We start from the raw sequence: 20,287 nt of genomic DNA, 5'->3' as shown, positions 1-20,287 counted from the left end.
CATCACATGCAGGCCGCTATCACCACCACCGCCCGGGTCACGCTGCCGGCCGTCGGCATCGGCACCATCGCCGCGATCTTCACCCTGCCCACGGGCATCGCGTCCGGGCCCGTCGCCCCCTGGATCCCGCTCCTGTGGCTGTCCGGCGGGATGATCGCTGTCGGCGCCGCCGCTTGGATCGCTCGCTGACGCGCGCACCATGCCCCGCCGAGTTCACCCGGCGGGGCACATCCGGACTAACAGATTTCTCGGAAAGGAAGAGGGGACTGCCTGAGAGGCTTCCAGTTCGGTTCCTGCGTGACGTCGAGGACCGAGCCGGCCTCGGTGATCCTGAGCCGGGTCGGCGGGTCGCCGGCGAGCAGCCCGCGCTTCACGAGGCCGCGACAGATCCCGAGGACCACAAGGTAGTCGAGCGGGCACACGCCCCAGGGGGCATGGAAATCGAACGCCTCCCCGGGATGCTGCTGGCCGTAGGCCACCAAGCGCAGCGCCGACAGGGAAAGCGGCTTGGGCTCCTTGCTCCGCGGCCGTGTCAGCGGCTCGCCCCGCAGGAGACGGGCCACCTTCCGGCCGTCGGTCGTCAGCCGCACCATGAGGGACCGGATCGCCCGGCGGCTGCGCGTGTCGATCAGGCCGGTATGCTCGTATCGCGTGGTCAGCAGGCCGCGCTCGGCCAGTGCCGCCCATGTGGCGCCGGTGCCCTGGCTGACCATGCCGGACTCCGCCAGCTTGGCCCGCAGCAGGCGGGATCCCGGCCCATCGAGCCATTTCGCGCCCACGGGCCCGTACTCGATCCAGCGCCAGCGCCCGGCCGGCGGACCGCCCGGTCCGCAATGCGTCGCCTCGCGGGTCTGATCCTCATCGTAGGCGGCGAGCAGATAGGACCGTTGACGCTCGTTGAGCATCGCAGCAACCCCCTGCAAGTGCGCCAAGCTCGCCATGGTTTTTTCCATCGGTGAGGCGGCAGCCCCGTCCAGATCAGACCTCGGTCGAATCCCATCCTTGTTGGTGGGCGACGACAATGGCACTCCACCATTCCGGTCCGAGTCGTTCGAAAGCGTCGATCGGGTGGGAGTACATCGGCAGCAACCAGCCAAAAACCGCCCGCGGCGTTGCGCCGGTGCGGCTGGGTTCGTGCTGTGGTGGGTATCGGTCCGAGGCGACCGATGCCGCCGATTGGGGTGAGATCCGGTCCGCCTGCCTCCTGTCGGGCTGGGTCGAGACCGCCGGCGTCGGGTGCCCGGAAACCGCTGTTCGGGCCGAATCGGCTCGCATCGAGCGACGGCTGCGCTCCCTTGATGCCCTTGGGGTCGGCTGGGAGGGCGCATGAGGCAGCCGAGGGGCCGAGGGGCCTAGCAGTCCTCCTCGGCTCCCAAACGAACGCGACAGGTGTCGAGGTCCGTGAACTTATAGACAGCGCTTGCCCGCGGCGGAAGATTCAATCAAAATCAAACGTGGGGGAGAAAGGCCATGGTCGGATACGCGAAACCGTTTGTGATTGCGGGCCTGTTGAGTGGTGGCGTTGTCGGCATTTTAAATCTCAGTGACTCGGCTGTTGCCGAAGCTCCCCCCGCTGCCGTTTGCAATACCCCCACGACACCATTCTGCAATGCCGTCGTCTCTCCGCCGTCGGATTGGCATGGTCGTGTATTCCAGATGAGCCAGAACTATCCTGGAACAGCGCCGAGCGATGCGCAGCCGTGGAAAAGCTTTGATCCTGTCACGCAGCCGCAGCAATACATTGCGGCCGTGCTAGCCTACTTCTACGAGGGCAACCTGCGCGCCGACGTCGAGGCCAGCTTCGACCCCAAGCTCAATCCCGTGCGGGGCTGGTACAACGCGCCCTGGCAGGATTTCGGCACGAACGGTCGCGAGCCGATCCATGGCCTGACGCGCGAGCGCGTGTCCCGACCGGGCGAACTCGACCCGCACCAGACCCGGCAATGGAACAACTACGCGGTCGGTTTCTACAATGCGCCGGGCGGGGCGACGATCGGGCGCGTGTGGGCCAACCACGGTCAGCCCAACCCTGCGCTCGGCCTCATGCCGGAGGGCACGGTCGCCGCCAAACTCCTCTTCACGACCGCGCCGGTCCAGGAAGTCCCCTACCTGCAGGGTGCGCCGGTCTGGACCGCCTACGTTTACGCCAATCCGAACGATCCCGCCCCGAACCCGGCCAGCCCGCGCGCGATCCAGCAGGTGCGCTTGTTGCAGATCGATATCGCCGTCAAGGACGCGCGGCTGGCGAGCACGACGGGGTGGGCCTTCGGGACCTTCGTGTATGGCGGCGGGCCGGGTGGCAAGCCGGGAGCGGGCTGGACTAACGTCGCCCCGGTCGGCCTGATGTGGGGGAACGATCCAGGCTATTCCGGTACTGGCCCGCTGACCGAGACCTGGTTGAACCCGGCTGTGCGCATGCCGCACGTGGGATATCAGGGGCGCCTGAACGGGCCGGTCGACAACAAGATCTCGTCCTGCACGTCCTGTCACGGGACCGCCGAGTTCCCGGCCGGCACCATGGTGCCACCCAACGGAGCCGATCCGGCCCCCTGGTTTCGCAACATCCCGTCGGGGGCATCGTTCGATCCGGGTCGCCAGTCGCTCGACTACTCGCTCCAGATCGCCGTGGGCCTGAGCAACTTCCATGCGGCGCAGGCGCTCAAACACGCACCAAGCCCGGCAGCATTCGAGACGCTGGCGGCGCGGATCCGCCAGACCGATACGCGGCCGCCTCGCGATGGAGGGCCGCTCCACTGAGGTGTAACCACCTCGGGGCAGTGGTCCCGAGGCGCCTATACGCCTGAAGCCTTGCTTGGTGAAGGCACCAGAAGGTCGGGCCGAAACGGCGAGCGCCCCTGAGCATCCTTGATCCTGAACTGACCTCCGGCAGCGTCGGCCGGATCGTGGTCACCGTGCTCGGCATGGTCGCCTCGATGGAGCGCAAGGTCAGCTTGGAACGCCAGCACACCTGCATCAGGGCCGCCAAGGCGAGCGGCGTTTACGCTTGGCAAGGGACGAGCAAAGACGGTTCGTGATGACGAGATCCGTCGACGGCATGCGGCGGGGGCCCTGCTGCCCGCGCTCGCCAACTCGGGATCTCGAGGACCAGCGTCTACCGAGCCCTCGGATCGAAAACCGACGGCAACCCATACTCGTCCCTTGCAGAAGCCGACCTCGCAGCCTATCTTCAGCGGGTCACGGGCCGCCACACATCCTCTCCGGGGGGTGTGCAAAAGGGCGGCCCTTCCTTTTTTGAAATGGCCCTCACACCCTACACGAAGCCGCATGCGACACCCGAACAGCGGGTGGCTCATCTGCGCGCACGGGGCTTGGTGATACCCCGCCCGAGGGTCGCCGCTCGCAAGATCGAGGTGATCGGCTACGAACGGCTCCGTATCTACTTTCTCGCCCGGCGCCAGTTCAACGTCCCGGGCCGGCCCTTCGTGCCCGGGACGTCCTACCGTGACATCATCGCCCTGTACGAGTGTGATGCGATCCTGCGAGACGCGTGCTTTGGCGCCGTCGGCCAGTTCGAGATCCTGTTGCGCAACTCGATCTCCGAAGCCGTCAGTCAAGCCTACGGCAGCCATCCATATCTGAACTCGGCGGCATTCAAAGACCCCGCTTCCCATATCAGCGCTATCAAGAGTCTGTCCGACGTCTACGAAAGAACTCATGACGCGCGGGCAAAGCACTATCGCAATACCTACGGCGATCCTTATCTTCCTGCAATCTGGACTTTGAAAGAATTCTTGACCTTCGGCAGATCATCCAACCTTTATAAGTGCCTATCAGGGCCGCTCCGAACGGCTGTGGCGGCCGATTTTGGAGTTCCTTCCGATGAAGTCTTCGAGAGTTGGATCGCATGCTTGGTCGATCTGCGCAATATCTGCGCTCATCACGACAGACTTTTCAATAGGAAGCTTCAGAAGCAACCCAAGACCCTGACGAGCGCGAGCATTCCAACCGCTCCGAAGCCTAAACTCAAGGCCATCCTGGAATGCCTTGACCACGCCATGACGGCCCGGGGTGCTTCGGTCGGTATTGTTGCCAGAGTGGGCAGGATCATCGCTGCTCACCCCCAAATGCAGCCGGCCGAGGCCGGCTACTGATGGAGCTAGGGGTGGCTCGAGTGGTCTGAAACAGCCTTCGGGGCCGCCCTGAGGCATCTGCGTTCTACCAACTCAGGTAGACATCGCCCCGATCCACGGTGCGGATGGGGCCGTCCTTGTACTTGTCGGAGAACTTGCCCTCCTAGGCGACCTCGAACTCCTCGAACAGGATCTGCGTCGCGTATTCCAACTCGCGGCGCTTGCGAGGGGGCAGATGGGCGAGACGGTCGGCGAGCGTCATGAGCTTTGGCGGTCGGGCAGGGCGGTGATCCGGGCAGGTGCTCCGGCCCCATCCCGAACGATGACGCCCGCTGCCGCCTACGGCAACTGGTCCCCGTCCGATCCCAGGATCTTCACTCACGCTGCTGCGCCCACCACACAGAGCCTCGATGAGTCCGGCTTCGATGCCCTTTGCCGACCCCGGCCCATCACCGCATAGCAGGTCCGGTTGCGGCCCGCCGCCTTCGCTTCGTAGAGGGCGGCATCGGCCAGGCGGAGCAGGTCGGCCGGCGAACTGTCCATGTCGGGCAGGCCGAATGCCAGGCCGATGCTCACCTTGATCGGACCGACCCCGACACCCTCCGCCTCGACCACGAGCGCGGCGACCGCCTCATGCACCGCCTCGGCGACGCAGGCAGCGCCCTCGGCGTCGGTGTCCGGCAGCAGGACGGCGAATTCCTCGCCGCCGACGCGGGCGACGAGATCGCCCGGCCGGCGCGCGCTGAGTCCCAGGGCCCGGGCCAGCGCGCAGAGCACCAAGTCGCCCACCGCGTGGCCGTAGCAGTCATTGTAGCGCTTGAAGTGATCGGCATCGACGACGAGCAGGCAGATCGGGCCGGCGCGGCGGCGCACCTCGGTCCAACTCCGCTCGAACGCCTCCTCGAAGTGGCGGCGGTTGGGCAGATCGGTCAGGACGTCGGTGCGCGAGAGGCGGGCCAGACCCGCCTCCGCCGCGACGCGACGCCTGAGCTCCCATCCGACCAGCAGCGACAGCCCGACCGTCAGGCTGGACAGGCAAAGCACCGTGCAGACGATCACGATCGCCTTCGCGCGCCATTCGGCCTCGATCGCCTGCGTGCTCAGCGCGACGTTGAGGATGAGCGGCAGGCTGCCCACCCGCGTGAAGGCGTAGAAGCGCTCGACGCCGTCGCTCTGGGTGGCGGCGACGAAGCTGCCCTTGCCCTCGCGCAGGAAGCGCTGGAAGTTCGGTGCCTGCGCGAAGTTCGGGGCGGGCTCCGGATCGGGTTCCGGGTGGCGCACGAGGCGCGTGCCGTCCTGCAGGAACAGGTTGATCGTGCCCGCCCGTCCCAGCTCGATCCGATCGAACAGGCGGCTGAAGTAGGACAGCGACAGGCTGCCGAGGACGACCCCGCCGAAGGAGCCGTCGGCCTTGTCGATCCGGCGGCTGAGGACGACGGCGCGCGCCTTGGTGAGTTGCGAGACCAGGGGCCGGCTGATGTGGAGCCCGCGACCGGGATCGGCCTTGTGGGCCTGGAAGTAGGCGCGCGCGGCGTTGTTGAGGCGACGGGCTGGCCAGCCGGCCGCGTCGAAGGCGGTGTCGCCGTTCTCGTCGAGGACGAGCATCACGCCGAGATCCTTGGCGTTGACGGCGCGATCGAACAGGATGAGCTGACGGAACTCGGGGCTGATCCCGCCCAAGCCGGGCATCTTGAGGTTCTCGACGACGGCCTGCAACGCGAGGTCGATGATCTCGAAGTTGCGGTCGATATCGCGCTCGATCACCTGGAGCAGGTTGCGGGAGGTCTGCTCGGCCTTGTCCCAGGCGTCCCGGCGCAGCTCGAGCAGCATCAGGGCGCAGACGGCGACCATGCCGAGCGAGGCCAGGATCCCGAGCCCGATCCAGACCCAGGCCGACCGAACGCGGCGCGCGAGGCTTGCCGATAGACCCACGGACTTGATCTCCCAGGCAGAACCATGCTGATTCTTTATGTGTTCAATCGTGTGGAAGCTCTAAATCCATTCTTCATGACGGCCGTGTCGTGCCGGTTTGTCCCCTGCGGGCCGGTTACGTCGTGCCTCGTCGGAGAGGAAGCTCGGTTCATCGGGTCCTGATATTGCCGAAGGTTGCTGTGCAAAGTCAGGGTCGCGCCTCGATTGCCTCGCATGGCCATCGAGCTAATCAGGTACTGACCGCAGAACATGCGTGATGAAATCATCCTTAGCCGCTCTGTATTGCTCCATGAGCCGCCCGTCATACCTGCGCTTGAGTGCGTTGTAGCTTTGCACCAGTTCGGGATCGGCGCGAAGCGCGGCGGCGAAGCGATGGAAGAGGTCGAACGCACCGCCTTCGACGGTCAACTGGATACCCAGATGTGGTGTCCGAGCCCGGTCCTCGAAGGCGGCGAAGTCTTCGGTGGAGGCCGAATTCCCGTTGCGTGCGAAGCGGTGGGCAAGCTGCGCTTCGGCTGCTCCGAAGTCACTGCACGCGATCCTGACCACCACGTCGAGGTCGCCTTTGGTGAGGCATCCGGGGATGGCCGTGGCCCCTACGTGCAGGATCTCGGCGGAGGCGGGAAGGAGGCTTCCGAGTTCACCCCGCGCTTCCTCGAAGAGATGCTCGGCCGCCCGACGCGCCCCGGCCATGTCAGGAGCGAGATGGAAATGATCGGGATGTCCCATCGCCGCCCTCATGTCCTGGAGACGTCGCCCGACCCATCGTTGAGGGCGATGCGCTGGGAGCTCATTGGGCAGAACCAGATATCTGACCTCCAAAAATGTGCCCACCGCGACGCGAGCCGGGCGGGCGAGATTGGAAAGGACTCTGCGAGCCTCCCGTCAAGAGGGTGCCCTCGCGAGGACCATCAAATCACATCATTCCGCTCGAAGCACACCCCAGAACGACCCCGATGCAGCATGTGCCGCTCGATCGTAACGCGCGTGCAGCAGATAATCGCGCTCGCCTGATTTAGTCGTTCGGTTGACAGTCGTTTAATTTTTAATTACTTCGACTTGGCTTCTCGCTCGAAGGTTACTATTGCGAGATTGATCTACGCTGCCGCATAAGCGGTCGTCGAAATGCTGTAATATGTTCAAAACGCTGAATTGCCTCGTCAGATCGCCGGTTTGGCGCATGCCCTCGAACAGGCGATCGACCGACTGAGAACCGTCAACGATGGCCTGGAACGCACGGGCCGCGTCGCGAAGACCGGTCCGGCCCTGCTCCGGCTGCTCGGCTGCTCGGCTGCTCGGCTGCATCGAGAGCGCCGAGACGATCATCGACGGGAATGCGCCGAAGGCGGTGGTCGCCGCCGCGATCCGGGATCACCGGCAGGCCCTGGACCACGCCACACTCCATGCGCGGCCTCGGCTGGCCGAGCAGCGCTGCATTTAGGCGGCGTTCAAGCCTCGAAGACGCAAAACGGCCCTCCAAGGAACCGCTCGATGCATCTCGGACACGTGACCCGTCTCTCGATGGTCGTCGCCGCAGCAATACTTGCTGCGACGGCGGTGGCATCCGCGACGACGGTTGCGGCGGAACCCCGCGAAGGCAGGGGCTACCCGAACCGGTCGAGCGGGTACGAGCAGGCCTATGTAACGGTAAGAATCGCAGCAACCCCCTGCAAGTGCGATATGCTCGCCATGGATTTCCGGTCGGTGAGGCGGCAGCCCCGATCGGTTCAGACCTCGGTCGAATCCCATCCTTGTTGGTGGGCGACGACAATGGCACTCCACCATTCCGGTCCGAGTCGTTCGAAAGCGTCGATCGGGTGGGAGTACATCGGCGGCAACCAGTCCATGCGGTTGTTGAGCAGCGCTCCCGCGATGGCCTCGCCCGCGCTCAGGGGGCCGCTGCCGCCCTGATCGCGCATCGTGCGGGCAATACGGCCCACCGTTTCAACAAGATTAGGTTCAAAACGATCGGTGCTCATCCTTCCGCCCTCCCATTTCGTCTCTGATCCAATTGGTGGCATTCGCCAAGAGAGCAGTGGCGGTCATCCGCTCAGCGCACCAACTCGACCATGATGCCGACGGCATCGTCGAGCCGCGACCATGCCTGGTCGGTGGTGAGAGCGACGAGGCCGCGGGACTTCGCCAGCGCCAGGCAGGAGCGGTCTCCGAACGACAGCCTGCCTCGCGCGTGTCCTGGCGAAGCATGCCGGCCTGGACGGCTTGCGCTCGATCGAACTCGACGATCATGAGATGGAGATGCTCGAGCGCCTGACCGACCGCCGCAATGGCACCCCCGCGCTCGACGAGCTTGGCGATAACCTCCGAGTAATTGACGGCAGAAATGACGGCTTCGCCGAGCGCGGTACGGACGCGGTTCTGCTCTTCTTCCTGGTTGAACAGATAGGGCAGGGCGGACGCGTCCAAGACGTACTTCGCGGCCACAATATCACTCCTTGGCCGCTTCGGCGCGACGGTCGGCAATCAACTCATCGGACAGGCTAACACCCTCAAGAACCAAGCCCCTGACGAGCTTCTAGATCTCGGCAATGGCCGCATCGCGCGAGCGAACCCGAATCTCTCCATCGACCATTTCCATCACGACGGTATCGCCGACCTGTAGGCCCATTTCGCGTCGGAACTGGGTTACGTCGCAGGCCGGATCAAATCCTGCAGGCGTTCAATGATGGTGGCGGCCTCGTATGGCTTCCGGACCACCGGGACGTGCTTGAGGTGTCCGGGGACGAACGCGCTGTCGCCGTAGCCGGTCGCGAACAGGAACGGCACCTTCCGCCTCTCCAGTTCCTCCGCGACGGCGATGGACGTGCCCATGCCGAGATTGATGTCGAGCACCGCGACGTCCGGCGTCCGGCCGCCCAGCACCTTCAGCGCCTCGGCCTCGGAGCCGGCCGTGACGACGTCCTCGATGTTCGCGTTCGCCAGGATCTGTTCGAGGCCGACCGCGATGACCAACTGGTCCTCAAGAATCAGGACGCTCAGCTTGGCCAGATCGCCTGCGTCGGCATCGGCAGGGACGACGGGCGCGACCGTGCGCACGGCCTCCACGGTCTCGGACACCGTCAGGTGTTTGGCGGGAATCCTGAAATACCCCCGCAGCCCGTCGGGTTCGTACTCGACATTGCTCGACCCGCCGAGGTCGAAGGGAATGCTCCGGTCGATCAGGACGGAGCCGAAGCCGCGTCGGCTCGGGGTGCTGACCGTCGGGCCGCCGCTCTCACGCCATGCGATCTCGCAGGCCCCGCCGGAATCGACGGTCCATGCGACGGCGAGCTTGCCGCCCGGGCGTGACAGCGCGCCGTACTTGGCGGCGTTCGTCGCCAACTCGTGCAGGACCAGCGCCATGACGGAGTAGGCGCGGGCGTCGAGGACGACGGACGGCCCTGCCATCTCGATGGCGTCGGCAGCGGTGCGGTAGGGCGTGAGTTCCGCGTCGAGGAGCGCGGTGAGGCTCCCGCCGCCGTCGCCCCGCACGACCTGGTCGTGTGCCAGCGAGAGCGCCTGGATGCGGCCCTTCAGCGTCGCGACGTAGCCTTGCAGGCTCTGACCTTCCTCGGTCGGGTGCGAGACGAGCGCCCCGATCAGGGCGAGGATGTTCTTGACCCGATGGTTGAGTTCCTCGTTGAGCATGCGCTGGCGCACGTCCGCCTTCGCCCGCTCGTCGGCGAGGAGTTCGCTGCTGTGGAGCGCGACCTCAACCACGGCCGCACGGACGGCCTCGCCGAACTGCCGGTCCTGCTCGGTCCAGGGCTGCGACTGGCGGTGGACGGTCTCCTTCCAGACCGCGAAGCTCTTGCGCGGGGTCAGGCGGTCGCCGAGCGGCCCGCTCTCGTACGACTTGTTCGGGTCGCCGGCCCATTCGAGCGTCTCGACGACCTCCTTGCGGAACAGCAGGAGGTAGTCCCGCGGACGCTGCGACATCGGGACGATCAGCACGCCCGAGGCGTCGGCGGCATAATCCTGCGCGGGGGCATGCGCCGCCGACAGCCGGTTGGACGCCCAGGTGCGGCCCTCCGCGACCCCTTCGGCGAAGCGGAGCAAGGCCGGGAGGGCGGGCTTGGGCGGGGTGATGCCCTCCGACGACCACCGGCCCGCGAGCGACATGCCGATGCCGTCGCAGGGGATCAGCGTCTTGAAGGCGGCCAGGCGGGAACAGAGCAGATCCTCGACGTCGGCGGACCGGTTCGCATCCTTCAGGAGTGTGTCGAGGACCGTCCGCGCGCGCGCCGCAGCCTCGAGCGTCTGCCTGGCGCGCATGGTCTCGATGTGCAGCGAGAAGAACTCGCCGAACATCTCGGCGGCGACCCGCTGGCCCATCGTCAGGGTCCGCGGCGCGTAGTGGTGGCAGGCGATCAGCCCCCAGAGCGCGCCACCAACGATGATCGAGATCGACATCGACGCGCCGACGCCCATGTTGCGCAGGTACTCGCAGTGGATCGGCGAGACGCTACGCAGATGCGCGTGGGACAGGTCGAGCGGCTCGCCCGACAGGTCGAGCACAGGCTCGATGGGGACGGTCCTGCAGTCCGCGTCGGAAATCACGCGGATCGGGTTGCGCAGGTAGAGCGCCCGCGCCTGCTGCGGGATGTCGGAGCCGGGAAAATACTGCCCGAGAAAACTTTCGAGGTCGCCGCGCTTGGCCTCGGCGATGACCTTGCCGGCACCGTCCGCGCCGAGTTGATAGATCATCACCCGATCGTAGCCGAGCATGGCCCGGACGAGCCGCGCCGTGTCGCGAACCAGCCGGTCCGTCCTGTCGACGTCCCGGACATGGGTGATGACCGTGCGCGCGAGTTCGAGCGGTTCCGCGACGTTGTCGCCGGCCGGCTCGAACTCGACGACGACCGTGCCCTTGAACCGGTGGGCGGCGGCGTCGAACACCCGTCCGGAGGCAAGCGCCAAGCCGAAGGTCAGCGCCGGCCGGGCCGCTTCCTTCGCCCGGGCCAGCGCGTTCCGGACGGTGTGGGCGGCCTCGTCCCCGAGGACCGCCTCCAACGGACGGCCGTTCGGGTCGCCGCTCACCCCGAGCATCGCCGGCGCGTTCGCGGAATGACGGAGCACGAGGCTGGCTGAGGTGTCGCAAGCGAGCAGGCAGCCATGGGGCTGGATGCTTCCCGGGATCTGGATCGGCTCCCGGTCGCAATTGGTCAGGTCGACGCGCGGTCCCGAATTCATTGGCTCTGCCGTCCGTGAACGACCGGCTGACCGCGCGACCGCCTTGGAAAAGTTCCAGGCGAACGAGGCACTTGCCAGCGAGGTCGCCACCACCCTTCTACCGCCTGCACCGGTCCCCGTCATCCAGAGCCCGGCATGGCGGATCCTACTCGACCGCCATGGGCCGGCGGTGGTGTTGGATGATCCGATTGAGCGTCCGGCCGAACTGGTCGGCCGCATACGGCTTGTGCAGGAGCGCGAAGCCGCTGCTGCCCTCCTGGGCGAGGACGTCGCTGTAGCCCGAGGCGAGCACGACCGGCAGATGCGGCAGGCGGCGGCGCAACTCCTTGGCCAGCCTCAGTCCGCCCATGCCGGGCATGACCACGTCGGAGAACACGACGTCGAAGCCGGCGCCGTCCCCGCCCAGCCGGGCCAGCGCCTCCTCCGCGTTCGCCGCCCAGTCGGTCTCGTAGCCCAGGTCCTGCAGGATCTGCGTGGCGAAGCGACCGACCTCGACGTTGTCCTCGACGACCAGCACGCGCCGGCCGCCCCCTGCCGAGGAGTGGTTGTCCTCGCCGTCGTCCCGGGGCTGCTGCCCCTCGGCCTCGACCTCGGGCAGGTACAGCGTGAACGTGGTACCATGTCCGGGCGTGCTCTCCACGTCCACGTCGCCGCCCGACTGCTTGGCGAACCCGAAGACCTGGCTCAGGCCGAGTCCGGTGCCCTTGCCGACCTCCTTGGTCGTGAAGAACGGCTCGAAGATGCGGCCGATGCGGTCGGGGGCGATGCCGGAGCCCGTGTCGGTGAGCGAGACCGCCGCGAACGGCTGGGCACTGCCGCCGTGCCCCCGGATCGGCGGCATGCCGGTGAGACACGACAGCCGCAGGGTCAGCGTGCCCTCGCCGTCCATGGCGTCGCGGGCGTTGACGGCCATGTTGATGAGCGCGGTCTCGAACTGGCTCACGTCCGCCAGGACGTGGCAGGGCATGTCGGGCAATTCCGTCACCACCCGGATGCGGGAGCCCGTCACGGTGTCGAGCATGTCGGCCACGCCCCTCAGCCGGCCGCCGACCTCGAACACCTCCGGCTTGAGCGCCTGCCGGCGCGCGAAGGCCAGGAGTTGCCCGGTCAGCTTGGCGGCACGTTCGACCGTGTCCGAGACCGCGTCCATGTAGCGCCGCCGCCGCTCCTCGGGCAGGTCGGCCTGCGCAGGAAGTCGACCGACGAGCGGATGATGGTCAGCAGGTTGTTGAAGTCATGGGCCACGCCGCCGGTGAGCTGGCCCACCGCCTCCAGCTTCTGCGATTGCCGTAGCGCCGCCTCGGCCTCGACGAGACGCGCCGTCCGCTCCGCCACCCTCTCTTCCAGCGTGGTGTTCAGGGCGGCGAGCGCCGTGGCCGCCTCGCGAAGTTCCGCGTCCGCTCGTACCCGCTCGATATGCGCCCAGCAGCGCTCCGCCACCTCGCGGATCAGCGCCAGGTCGTAGTCCGACCAGGACCGCGGCATCCGGTCGTGAATGGCCATCAGCGCGGTCAGGCGACCGTCCTTGACGAGCGGCATGCAGATGGTGGCGGCGATGCCGATGGCCTGGAAGGTCGCGGCCTCCTCCGCTTCCAGTTCCGCGCGGTTGTCGTTGACGATCAGCGGCTCGCCGGCCCGGAGGTTGCGCACGGCGAGCCTGCCGAAGTCGGCGAGACTGTAATGGCCGACGATGCTCGGTGAGCCCTCACGCGCCCAGTCGCCGCGGATGGTGAAGCCGTCCTCGTCGGGGTCCATGTCGGCGTAGGCGCAGTTCGACAGGTTCAGGTGTTCGGCGACCATGCGCGTCGTGACAGCGAGGATGGCGTCGGCATCAGTGCCCTTCACCGTCTCCCTGCCGAGCGCGTCGAGAAAGCGCAGTCGCGCCTCGTTGAAGCGCAGGGCCTCCTCCGCCAGCCGGCGCGCCGTGATGTCGATGGCGGTGCCGAGCGCCCGGAAACAGCGGCCGGTCTCGTCGAACAGACCGCGCCCTTTGGCCGCCACCCAGCGCACGATGCCGTCCTCCTTGCCGACCGTGCGGTACTCGACGTCGTAGGTGGCGCGTCGCTCGGGATCGATGGCCGAGGCGAACGCCGCGCTCGTCGCATCGAGGTCGTCCGTGTGCAGGCCGGCATAGAAGTCGGCCATGCTGCAGGGCACGTCCGGGGAGATGCCGAACATACCCTTGGTGCGGTCCGACCAAGTCAGGACGTCCGTGGTGAGGTCGAGGTCCCAGGTGCCGACTTCGGCCGCCTCGGTGGCCAGCCGCAGGGATTCCTCGCTGAGAACGAGCCGCTGCTGGTTGGCCTGCCTCTCGGCCGTCAGCGTCGCGTTCTCCCCCTCAAGGGCCGTGAGCCTGTCGCGCTCCCGAGTCACGTCGAACTGGCTGGCGAAGAAGTAGGCGAGTTGCCCGTTGGCGTCGTTGACCGGCGCCAGCAGCAACCGGTTCCAGAACGGCGTGCCGTCTTTCTTGTGGTTGCAGATGTCCAACTCGACGGAGCGGGGAGCGGCGACGGCCTCGCGCAGGTGGGCGACCGCTTCCGGATCGGTTTCCGGCCCCTGCAGGAAGCGGCAGTTCCGCCCGAGGACCTCTTCGCGGGTGTAGCCGGTCAGACGACAGAAGGCGTCGTTGACGAAGACGATGGGGTTATCGTCCCGGCGCGGGTCGGTGATGAGCATCGGCAGGCGCATGGCGCGCACGGCCTCGGTGAACGGATCGATGCCGCCATCCGTGCCGGCGAGCTCGGACTGGATGCGGGCTTGGTCGCGCTTGAGCTGCCCCGGCGTCGCGCGGGCAGGCGGTGGTTTGGCCGTGTCATCCATCGAGCGCCATTTCTAGCAGGCTCCAACTACCTTGGCAGTCGAGCACAGGACGCATCCAGACGCCGATCTCGAGCCTGGTGGATCTCTGGCAGCTACCTCGTCCCCTGACGTCGAGGGCGATACCGAAGACGATGGCGAACGCCGAGCGGACGAGCAGTGGGTCCAGCCCCTCGCCGAGGATGACGGCTGAAAGCCCGATGCCGAGAACGGGCGTCGCGAGAACAACCAGGGACGCGGTGGTCGCTGGAACTCGATACCGCTGGCGAAGTCATCTGATCTCTAGTCCCATACAAGGTGGCTTTTCCACGAAAGAGGATGCTGGTGACCCCTCTGAATGACGGCCGCGACGCGAAGGCGGAACTCTCGGCCTCGCCCGCTTTCAGGGCGCTCGCTCGATCGCTCTGGCGCGAAACCGAGTTGCGTGGCGCGGCGCTCATGGTCGGCGCAGGTCTTTCGCGCAACGCAGGCCTCGCGGCGTTCGATAGTCCGAAGCCCGCGTTGTGGAGCGACCTCCTACGCGTGATGCGGGACGAACTCGATCTCGACCGGAACACCGCCCCGGGTGCCCTGAAGCTCGCAGCGCGATACGAAGAAATGTTCGGGCGGGGACGCTTGGAGGGACTGATCCGTCGCCTGATCCCCGATGCGAGTTGGGTGCCCGGTGCACTGCACCTGCGCTTGTTGCGGATGCCGTGGACCGATGTCCTCACCACCAACTACGATACCTTGCTGGAACGGGGCGCCGAGCGGATCACGGAGCCTGCCTATGAGGTGGTCCTCACGCCGACGGATCTGGCTCGGACGCGCGCTCCGCGCATCGTGAAACTGCACGGTACGCTTCCCTCTCACACGCCCTTCGTGATCACCGAGAGCGACTACCGAGAGTATCCCACGCGGTTCGCGCCGTTCGTCAATCTGGCGCGTCAGGTGCTGATCGAGAACGACATCTGCATGCTGGGCTTCTCCGGCGACGATCCCAACTTCGCGGCCTGGACGGATTGGGTGAGGGGGGAGATTGCGCCCTACAGCAGAACGCTTTTCCTCGTTGGTATCCTCGAACTGACGGGCGAGACCCGCGACGCCTACCTCGGACGCGGCATCACGCCCATCGATCTTGCACCCTTCGTTCCCGACGTGACTGGGGATCGCGACGAGCGCAACGCCGCGGCCCTCGACCTGTTTCTCGCGGCCCTCGAGGACGCCCGCCGAGCGCCTCCTGAAGACTGGGCGCCGATGGAGGGCTGGCCTCCTACCTCAGGGTCTCCGCCCGATCCGAACAACCCTGCGGGACCCTGGCCCACCGTCCACGATCCGGACTTCGCGGCGCCCTACGTCGAGCGCTGTGCTCCACGATGGCGTGCGGAGCGCCTCGCGTACCCGGGGTGGATCGAACCGCCCCCTCCGGTCCGCTCGCGGCTGGCATGGGATCTGCGGCAGCAGTTGACGGCCCTGGAGCACGGTCGCGCGCTCGCCCGCCTGGATGATCCGATCGGCACTGTCGCCGACGTGCTCTGGCGCGCCGATCTCGTGCATGCCAGCCTGTATCCGTTCGAGCTGGCCTGGATCGAACCCATGCTCCAGGCAGCCGATCCGATGCGTCTGCGGCCCGCAGACCGCTGGTCGATCGGGCGCCTGCTGCTTCGCACGCATCGGGAGGCGGAGGACCGGGTATCGTTCGACCGCTGGCGCGACTGGCTGGTGCCGACCGCCGAGCGGGACGGGGAGATAGGCGCACTCCTCGCGTACGAAGAGGCGCTCTGGGCACGCGACCATCTGGACTACGGCGCGCTCGCCGGTGGTATCGACGCCGTCAAGGGCCGTGACCCCACTTGGACGCTGCGGCGAGCCATGCTCTTCGCCGAGCTTGGAAAGCACGACGCGGTCGAGGCCGCCCTCCTCGACGCCTTCCGTGAGTTGAAGGGCTTGGCCGCTCGTGATCGCCGCTCCCTCTGGATACGTTCGCGTCTCGCGTGGGCCTGGTTCCTGGCCAACGCCCTCACCCGCGTGAGCACTCCGGACGAGCGCATTCCCGAATTCGTCGCGGAGAAGGTCATGGAGGACGACCGGCTGCACCGCTTCGACGAGGGTGCCTGCAATCCTTGGACATGTATCGAAGCGCTCGATGCAGCCATCGCGGATGGCGAAAAGCAGGCCCAGGACGACGCTGCCGGACCGAAATCCGCCTTCGAGCCGGGCGTCGTCAGGCGTCCTGGCCTCACCTTGCGAACGACGCCGGTCGCGACGGCCGACCGCTACGGCATCCGCCTTGCCGACCACGTCGGCATCCCGCTCGCGGTCAAGGAGCGGGTCAACGTCCTGCAAAGCCGCATTGCACGAGCGGTCGGCATCTTCGCCGATGTAGATCACATCGGCTCCGCACGCGTGCTCGTAGCCGCATCGCGCGGCAACAAAGATCTGATCGAGCAGCGGTTCAATCGCATCGCAGTGGCCCGCCTTGATCAAGCCATCGCAGGCGAGCTCTTTGCTCGCACGCGTCGCGCCTTGGATTATGCGCTGACACTGCGGCCGCCCAATAATTACTGGATTGCGCGCTCACAGAATTTCGTCGAGCTCATGTCCCGGCTGATCCTTCGTCTTCCGCAAGCCGATGCTAGAACTTGTTTCCAATTCGCACTGGCTCTCGCTCGTCATCCGAACTGGCGGCATCCAGCCCTGTTCAAGCCGCTGGGCACACTCATCAGCCGCTCGCTCGACGCGATGGCACCAGCCGACCGAGCCGATGCTGCACTCGGTCTGATCACCTTTCCGCTGCCGTCCGAGGTCGGTGCGCACGTCGACATGGAGTGGCCCGAGCCCAGCAGCCATATCCAGGCCGGGACGGAGCGTCCCTGGGACGATCCGCGTTGGTCGGACCGGATCATCCAACTGATCGCTGCCGCCGAGCACGGTGAGCAAGCCGAGGCCTCGAACGCGACGCTACGCCTTCTCCACCTGTCGCGAAACGGCCTGCTGTCGGCCGAAGAGCGTGTATCGTTCGGACGGGCCTTTTGGAGCCGACGCAGCAGGCTGGGCGATCCGGGTCTCGCCTGGAGCATCGCTCTCTACACCGTGTTCGAGACGCCCGCACCGGACGAGGATGTGCGCCACTCGATGCTCCGCCGCTTCTTCATCGGCACGACAGGCGAGCCGACGCAGCCTTCGACCGGGAGCATGTGGCTCCTGCGGCGAATGGCTGAGCTACAACCGGCAGGCAGTGTGCGCGACTATCTCTCCGATCAAGAACTTCTCGCAGTGTTCGGCACCCTGGCCGCGTGGCGCCTGCCGGAGCCCACAAAAGCCATGCCGGATCTGATCGGAGCCGGGGCGATCCACGAACGACTGGGGCAGGATGTCGTCGCCGCATTGACCCATGCCGTCCTTCCCGCGCTGACCGCCGAGCAACTGGGCGAGGCACGTCTCACGGTCCTTCGCAATCTCGTGCTCGAACCGCCGCTGCCCGATCATGTCATTCTCGTGCCGCAGTCCGTGTGGTTGGGGGCGTTGGATGTCGACGGAGCGACGGCACGGTTGCAGGAGGCGCTGCTCAGCCGGGAGCGCCGCTTCGTCTCCGCCGCCCTCTGGGCCGTCGGCGAGTGGGCTACCCGGCATCACCGCGGCGACGCACCCCCGCTACCTCGTCAACTCGCGGAGGAAGTCGCCGGGCTCGTCTCGCTCCGGGTCTCCAGGGCGCTGCCGGAATCCTTGCAGACTGCCAGGACCCTCGTCGAACACGGCGGTGTGACACCTCCCGATGCGCGACGGCTCGCGATCGGTCTGCGACACCTGCTGGAGGAGACCGCCTACGCCACATGGGCGGGCAACGACGAGGAGACGGCCCGGCTCACGCTGATACGGGCCGATGCCGTCCGGTTGTCCGTGATGCTCGTCCGACACGGGCACGCGAGCGAAGCGACGGAACTCTGGCTCGCAGCCGCGGCATCCGATGAACTGCCCGAGGTACGCTTCGCGGCCGCGTGAGGCAGGGAGGGGAGGGCGGATGGGCGAGGCAGCAGGAGGCGTGCGAGCGCTTCAGCCGGCCGATGAAGCCGGCCCGCTTCGACCTCTAGGCGCTCGGGGTCGATTGGTTCAACAACCGTCGCCTGCTCGAACGGATCGGAACGGACACGGCTCTAGCGTACGTTTTGGAACAGATTCTGCGATGGCCCCAAGAGAGAGGAGGCCGCTGCCGAAACTGCCGGCTGATCTGAAGAAGCTTCACCCGAGTTGTCGATCCCCTCGGGGCGGTCCCCCCTTCTGCCCAGCCGTCGCAATCCATTGTTGCCATCCCGCGGTGGCGTGCGCCTGCAATGCTTCAGGGTGTGGGTGCCGATAGACGTTTCCTGAGCCGTAGGAAAGCACCAGCCTTCTGCCTGGTGCGGCGGGTTTGGGGATGTGCGTCACGGCCGAATGGAACCTCGCGCCGTGATGGGTCGCGATCAGGTGCGAGACCGGGCCGAGGGCGGCAATCGTCGCCGGAAGGCATTGGTAGTCGGCGTCCCCCGTCAGCAACGCAGTTCGACCGCTGGCCAAGGTGACGTGAAGGGCAAGGCCCGTGTCATTCTGATTTGTCGTACCAGTGCAGGCCATGAGCGTGCCGCCCGGAAAGCCCACCCCTGCACCGGCCGGCCAGACGAGCAGATTACCCTTACCCGCAAGGATCAGTGCGAGCCTCGCTGCACCCGGCCCGATCCGCTGATGAGGCGTGATCCACGTGCATTGGTGCAGATGACGCAACGCGAAGGCCGCGTGGAGGTGATCCCAATCCCAGTGCGACAGGACCACCAGGGGACGCTCGGTCGGATCGCACTTGAAGGCATTCGGAAAGGTGTGCTTGTTGAAGGAGATCGGAAAGCCGACGTCGAAGTGGATCAGTGCCCTCCCCTGGCCGTCGACCAGGGACGTGAAGCTTGCTTGGCCGACATCCCTGACAATGACCGCGGCTGGCGCGATGAGCTTCCCCAGTGCGGCATGGATCGCCGGCCCGCTCGCCGCAACCGAAGGGAGTTGGGAGATCTGGCTGACATGCTGCGGCAGCATGGTCTGCGGGGCGACCGCCGCTCCGAGGCTGCGAGGGCGCCGGGGCTCGTCGTCCTCGGACGTCAGGCGGCGCGCGTCGACCGTCACCCCTCGTGAGTGGCTCGAGTATCCCGCAGGTCCAAGCTGGGCGTGCCACGTCATCAGGCCGGGACGGAGGCCGCGAGGTTCGATTTCCAGGAAGAACCAATCGCCCGGCGCAGGAGTGTCCCCGGCGAAGGCCCGAAAGCGGGCGGGCGTCGTGACGATGCGCAAGACGGCGAAAGGCTTCGTGCGTGACTCTTGGAAAAGGTCGCCGATCTGCGCACCGGCCGCGTCCGCGGTGTCGGCGTCGATCGTGTCGAACTCGAAAGAGGAACGCCGATAAGGACTAACGCTCAAGGCATCGACGCGGGTCACACGAGCATAAAGGCGTCGATGTGGAAACTCCGGCGACTCGGACGGCGGATAATAGAAGTAGTAGAAGGTTAATCTCCTTTGATGATTATGTTGTTGAAATTCAGCATATGATCTCGATTCTCACGCCTGCCGCGCGCTGCAGACCTTTCCAAGCTCGATCCGACGTCAAAGCAGGCGCATCCTGGATCTTCGCGGTCGCAAGGCAGGCGCGGTCCCCTAGTGAGAGAACAGCGTCTCGGGTATGCGTGCGCACCTTGGCCGCCTGGGCGGCCTGATCGAGGTCGAACGACAGCGCCGTGAGTTGCAAGCCGGCGACCACGTCATCGACCGTCTCCTCCGGCATGCCGAGATCGGAGAACTTCGTCATGACCTCAGTCACACTCACGCTCGAGACCATAGCACCGGGGAGGTGACCCGCAACGCGCTCCGCGCCCGGCTCCTCGAAGATGACAGCCAGAATAGCCGAGGCGTCGAGCACGACATCAGCCACGATCGGCCCCTCTGTCTCGATTGCCATCGTGAGCAGCTTCTTCCCGGCGATCCGACAGAAACTCATCGACCACGGAGCGTCCTCCCGGCTTATACGGGGCCGCCAGGGCGCGGGCGCGCCGTAGGGCATGATCCGCCGTCGTGAGTATCACGCCATTCTCATCCTGTGTGAGGATCACCCTGCCTGCACCGTTCAGGCCCAAAGCTCGCCGAACGTCCGCTGGTAGATTCATGCGCCCATTCTCAGCAACCTGAACCGAGCGTTGTTGAGGCTTCCCCACGTCGCTCTCCACGAAACTAGGATCATAGGAGTGATAGTTCGTTGCTCCCCA

The 20,287-nt window shown here is 66.4% G+C and carries 16 protein-coding genes; 5 read left to right on the top strand and 11 right to left on the bottom strand.

The window, feature by feature from the left end:
- Window positions 1–6: 6 nt before the first annotated feature.
- Window positions 7–189 carry a hypothetical protein gene (locus ACP56T_RS11185; RefSeq protein WP_430912184.1) on the top strand — a complete coding sequence of 61 codons (183 nt, stop codon included), beginning with the start codon at window positions 7–9 and terminating at the stop codon, window positions 187–189.
- A gap of 47 nt (window positions 190–236) precedes the next feature.
- Here the strand turns inward: ACP56T_RS11185 and ACP56T_RS11180 are convergent, their stop codons facing one another.
- Window positions 237–941 carry a hypothetical protein gene (locus ACP56T_RS11180; protein WP_430912183.1) on the bottom strand — a complete coding sequence of 235 codons (705 nt, stop codon included), beginning with the start codon at window positions 939–941 and terminating at the stop codon, window positions 237–239.
- Between the two features lie 529 nt (window positions 942–1,470).
- On the opposite strand from ACP56T_RS11180, the gene ACP56T_RS11175 reads away from it, so the two are divergent.
- Complete coding sequence (locus ACP56T_RS11175; RefSeq protein WP_430912182.1) at window positions 1,471–2,757, top strand: hypothetical protein; 1,287 nt, start codon at window positions 1,471–1,473, stop codon at window positions 2,755–2,757.
- Window positions 2,758–3,371: 614 nt separating this feature from the next.
- Window positions 3,372–4,112: an Abi family protein gene (locus tag ACP56T_RS11170; protein ID WP_430912181.1), complete on the top strand. Its 741-nt coding sequence runs from the start codon at window positions 3,372–3,374 to the stop codon at window positions 4,110–4,112.
- Between the two features lie 357 nt (window positions 4,113–4,469).
- Here ACP56T_RS11170 and ACP56T_RS11165 read toward each other — a convergent pair whose 3' ends face one another.
- Both ACP56T_RS11165 and ACP56T_RS11160 read right to left on the bottom strand, forming a co-directional pair.
- Window positions 4,470–6,023, bottom strand: a complete 1,554-nt coding sequence (locus ACP56T_RS11165) for a sensor domain-containing diguanylate cyclase (RefSeq protein WP_430912180.1) — start codon at window positions 6,021–6,023, stop codon at window positions 4,470–4,472.
- Window positions 6,024–6,248: 225 nt separating this feature from the next.
- A complete protein-coding gene (locus ACP56T_RS11160; protein WP_430912179.1) occupies window positions 6,249–6,752 on the bottom strand; it encodes a GrpB family protein in 504 nt (167 codons plus the stop codon).
- Window positions 6,753–7,245: 493 nt separating this feature from the next.
- On the opposite strand from ACP56T_RS11160, the gene ACP56T_RS11155 reads away from it, so the two are divergent.
- Window positions 7,246–7,464, top strand: a complete 219-nt coding sequence (locus ACP56T_RS11155) for a hypothetical protein (RefSeq protein ID WP_430912178.1) — start codon at window positions 7,246–7,248, stop codon at window positions 7,462–7,464.
- Window positions 7,465–7,750: 286 nt separating this feature from the next.
- Here the strand turns inward: ACP56T_RS11155 and ACP56T_RS11150 are convergent, their stop codons facing one another.
- The 5 genes from ACP56T_RS11150 to ACP56T_RS11130 form a co-directional block, all read right to left on the bottom strand.
- On the bottom strand, window positions 7,751–8,002 hold the full coding sequence (locus tag ACP56T_RS11150; RefSeq protein ID WP_430912177.1) for a hypothetical protein: 252 nt from the start codon (window positions 8,000–8,002) through the stop codon (window positions 7,751–7,753).
- Complete coding sequence (locus ACP56T_RS11145) at window positions 7,983–8,465, bottom strand: PIN domain-containing protein (protein ID WP_430912176.1); 483 nt, start codon at window positions 8,463–8,465, stop codon at window positions 7,983–7,985. Before ACP56T_RS11145 ends, ACP56T_RS11150 begins: the two co-directional genes overlap by 20 nt.
- A gap of 201 nt (window positions 8,466–8,666) precedes the next feature.
- Window positions 8,667–11,213 carry an HWE histidine kinase domain-containing protein gene (locus ACP56T_RS11140; protein WP_430912283.1) on the bottom strand — a complete coding sequence of 849 codons (2,547 nt, stop codon included), beginning with the start codon at window positions 11,211–11,213 and terminating at the stop codon, window positions 8,667–8,669.
- Window positions 11,214–11,358: 145 nt separating this feature from the next.
- The gene (locus tag ACP56T_RS11135) at window positions 11,359–12,363 is read right to left on the bottom strand and encodes an ATP-binding protein (protein ID WP_430912175.1); all 1,005 of its coding nucleotides are present in this window, start codon (window positions 12,361–12,363) and stop codon (window positions 11,359–11,361) included.
- Window positions 12,321–14,033 (bottom strand): PAS domain-containing sensor histidine kinase, encoded by a 1,713-nt coding sequence (locus ACP56T_RS11130; protein ID WP_430912174.1) that lies wholly within the window; start codon window positions 14,031–14,033, stop codon window positions 12,321–12,323. The genes ACP56T_RS11135 and ACP56T_RS11130 overlap by 43 nt, the downstream gene beginning before the upstream one ends.
- 315 nt (window positions 14,034–14,348) lie before the next feature.
- On the opposite strand from ACP56T_RS11130, the gene ACP56T_RS11125 reads away from it, so the two are divergent.
- Window positions 14,349–18,011: an SIR2 family NAD-dependent protein deacylase gene (locus ACP56T_RS11125; protein WP_430912173.1), complete on the top strand. Its 3,663-nt coding sequence runs from the start codon at window positions 14,349–14,351 to the stop codon at window positions 18,009–18,011.
- Window positions 18,012–18,248: 237 nt separating this feature from the next.
- Here ACP56T_RS11125 and ACP56T_RS11120 read toward each other — a convergent pair whose 3' ends face one another.
- From ACP56T_RS11120 to ACP56T_RS11110, 3 genes are all read right to left on the bottom strand, one after another.
- A complete protein-coding gene (locus tag ACP56T_RS11120; RefSeq protein WP_430912172.1) occupies window positions 18,249–19,466 on the bottom strand; it encodes a ComEC/Rec2 family competence protein in 1,218 nt (405 codons plus the stop codon).
- 100 nt (window positions 19,467–19,566) lie between these two features.
- A complete protein-coding gene (locus tag ACP56T_RS11115; protein ID WP_430912171.1) occupies window positions 19,567–19,983 on the bottom strand; it encodes a type II toxin-antitoxin system VapC family toxin in 417 nt (138 codons plus the stop codon).
- A complete protein-coding gene (locus ACP56T_RS11110) occupies window positions 19,949–20,236 on the bottom strand; it encodes an AbrB/MazE/SpoVT family DNA-binding domain-containing protein (RefSeq protein WP_430912282.1) in 288 nt (95 codons plus the stop codon). Before ACP56T_RS11110 ends, ACP56T_RS11115 begins: the two co-directional genes overlap by 35 nt.
- Between the last annotated feature and the right edge of the window lie 51 nt (window positions 20,237–20,287).

Source organism: Methylobacterium endophyticum (assembly GCF_050591105.1).
Taxonomy (GTDB): Bacteria; Pseudomonadota; Alphaproteobacteria; order Rhizobiales; family Beijerinckiaceae; genus Methylobacterium.
Note: the sequence above shows the minus strand (reverse complement) of the source record. Positions and strands in the feature narration are given on the sequence as shown.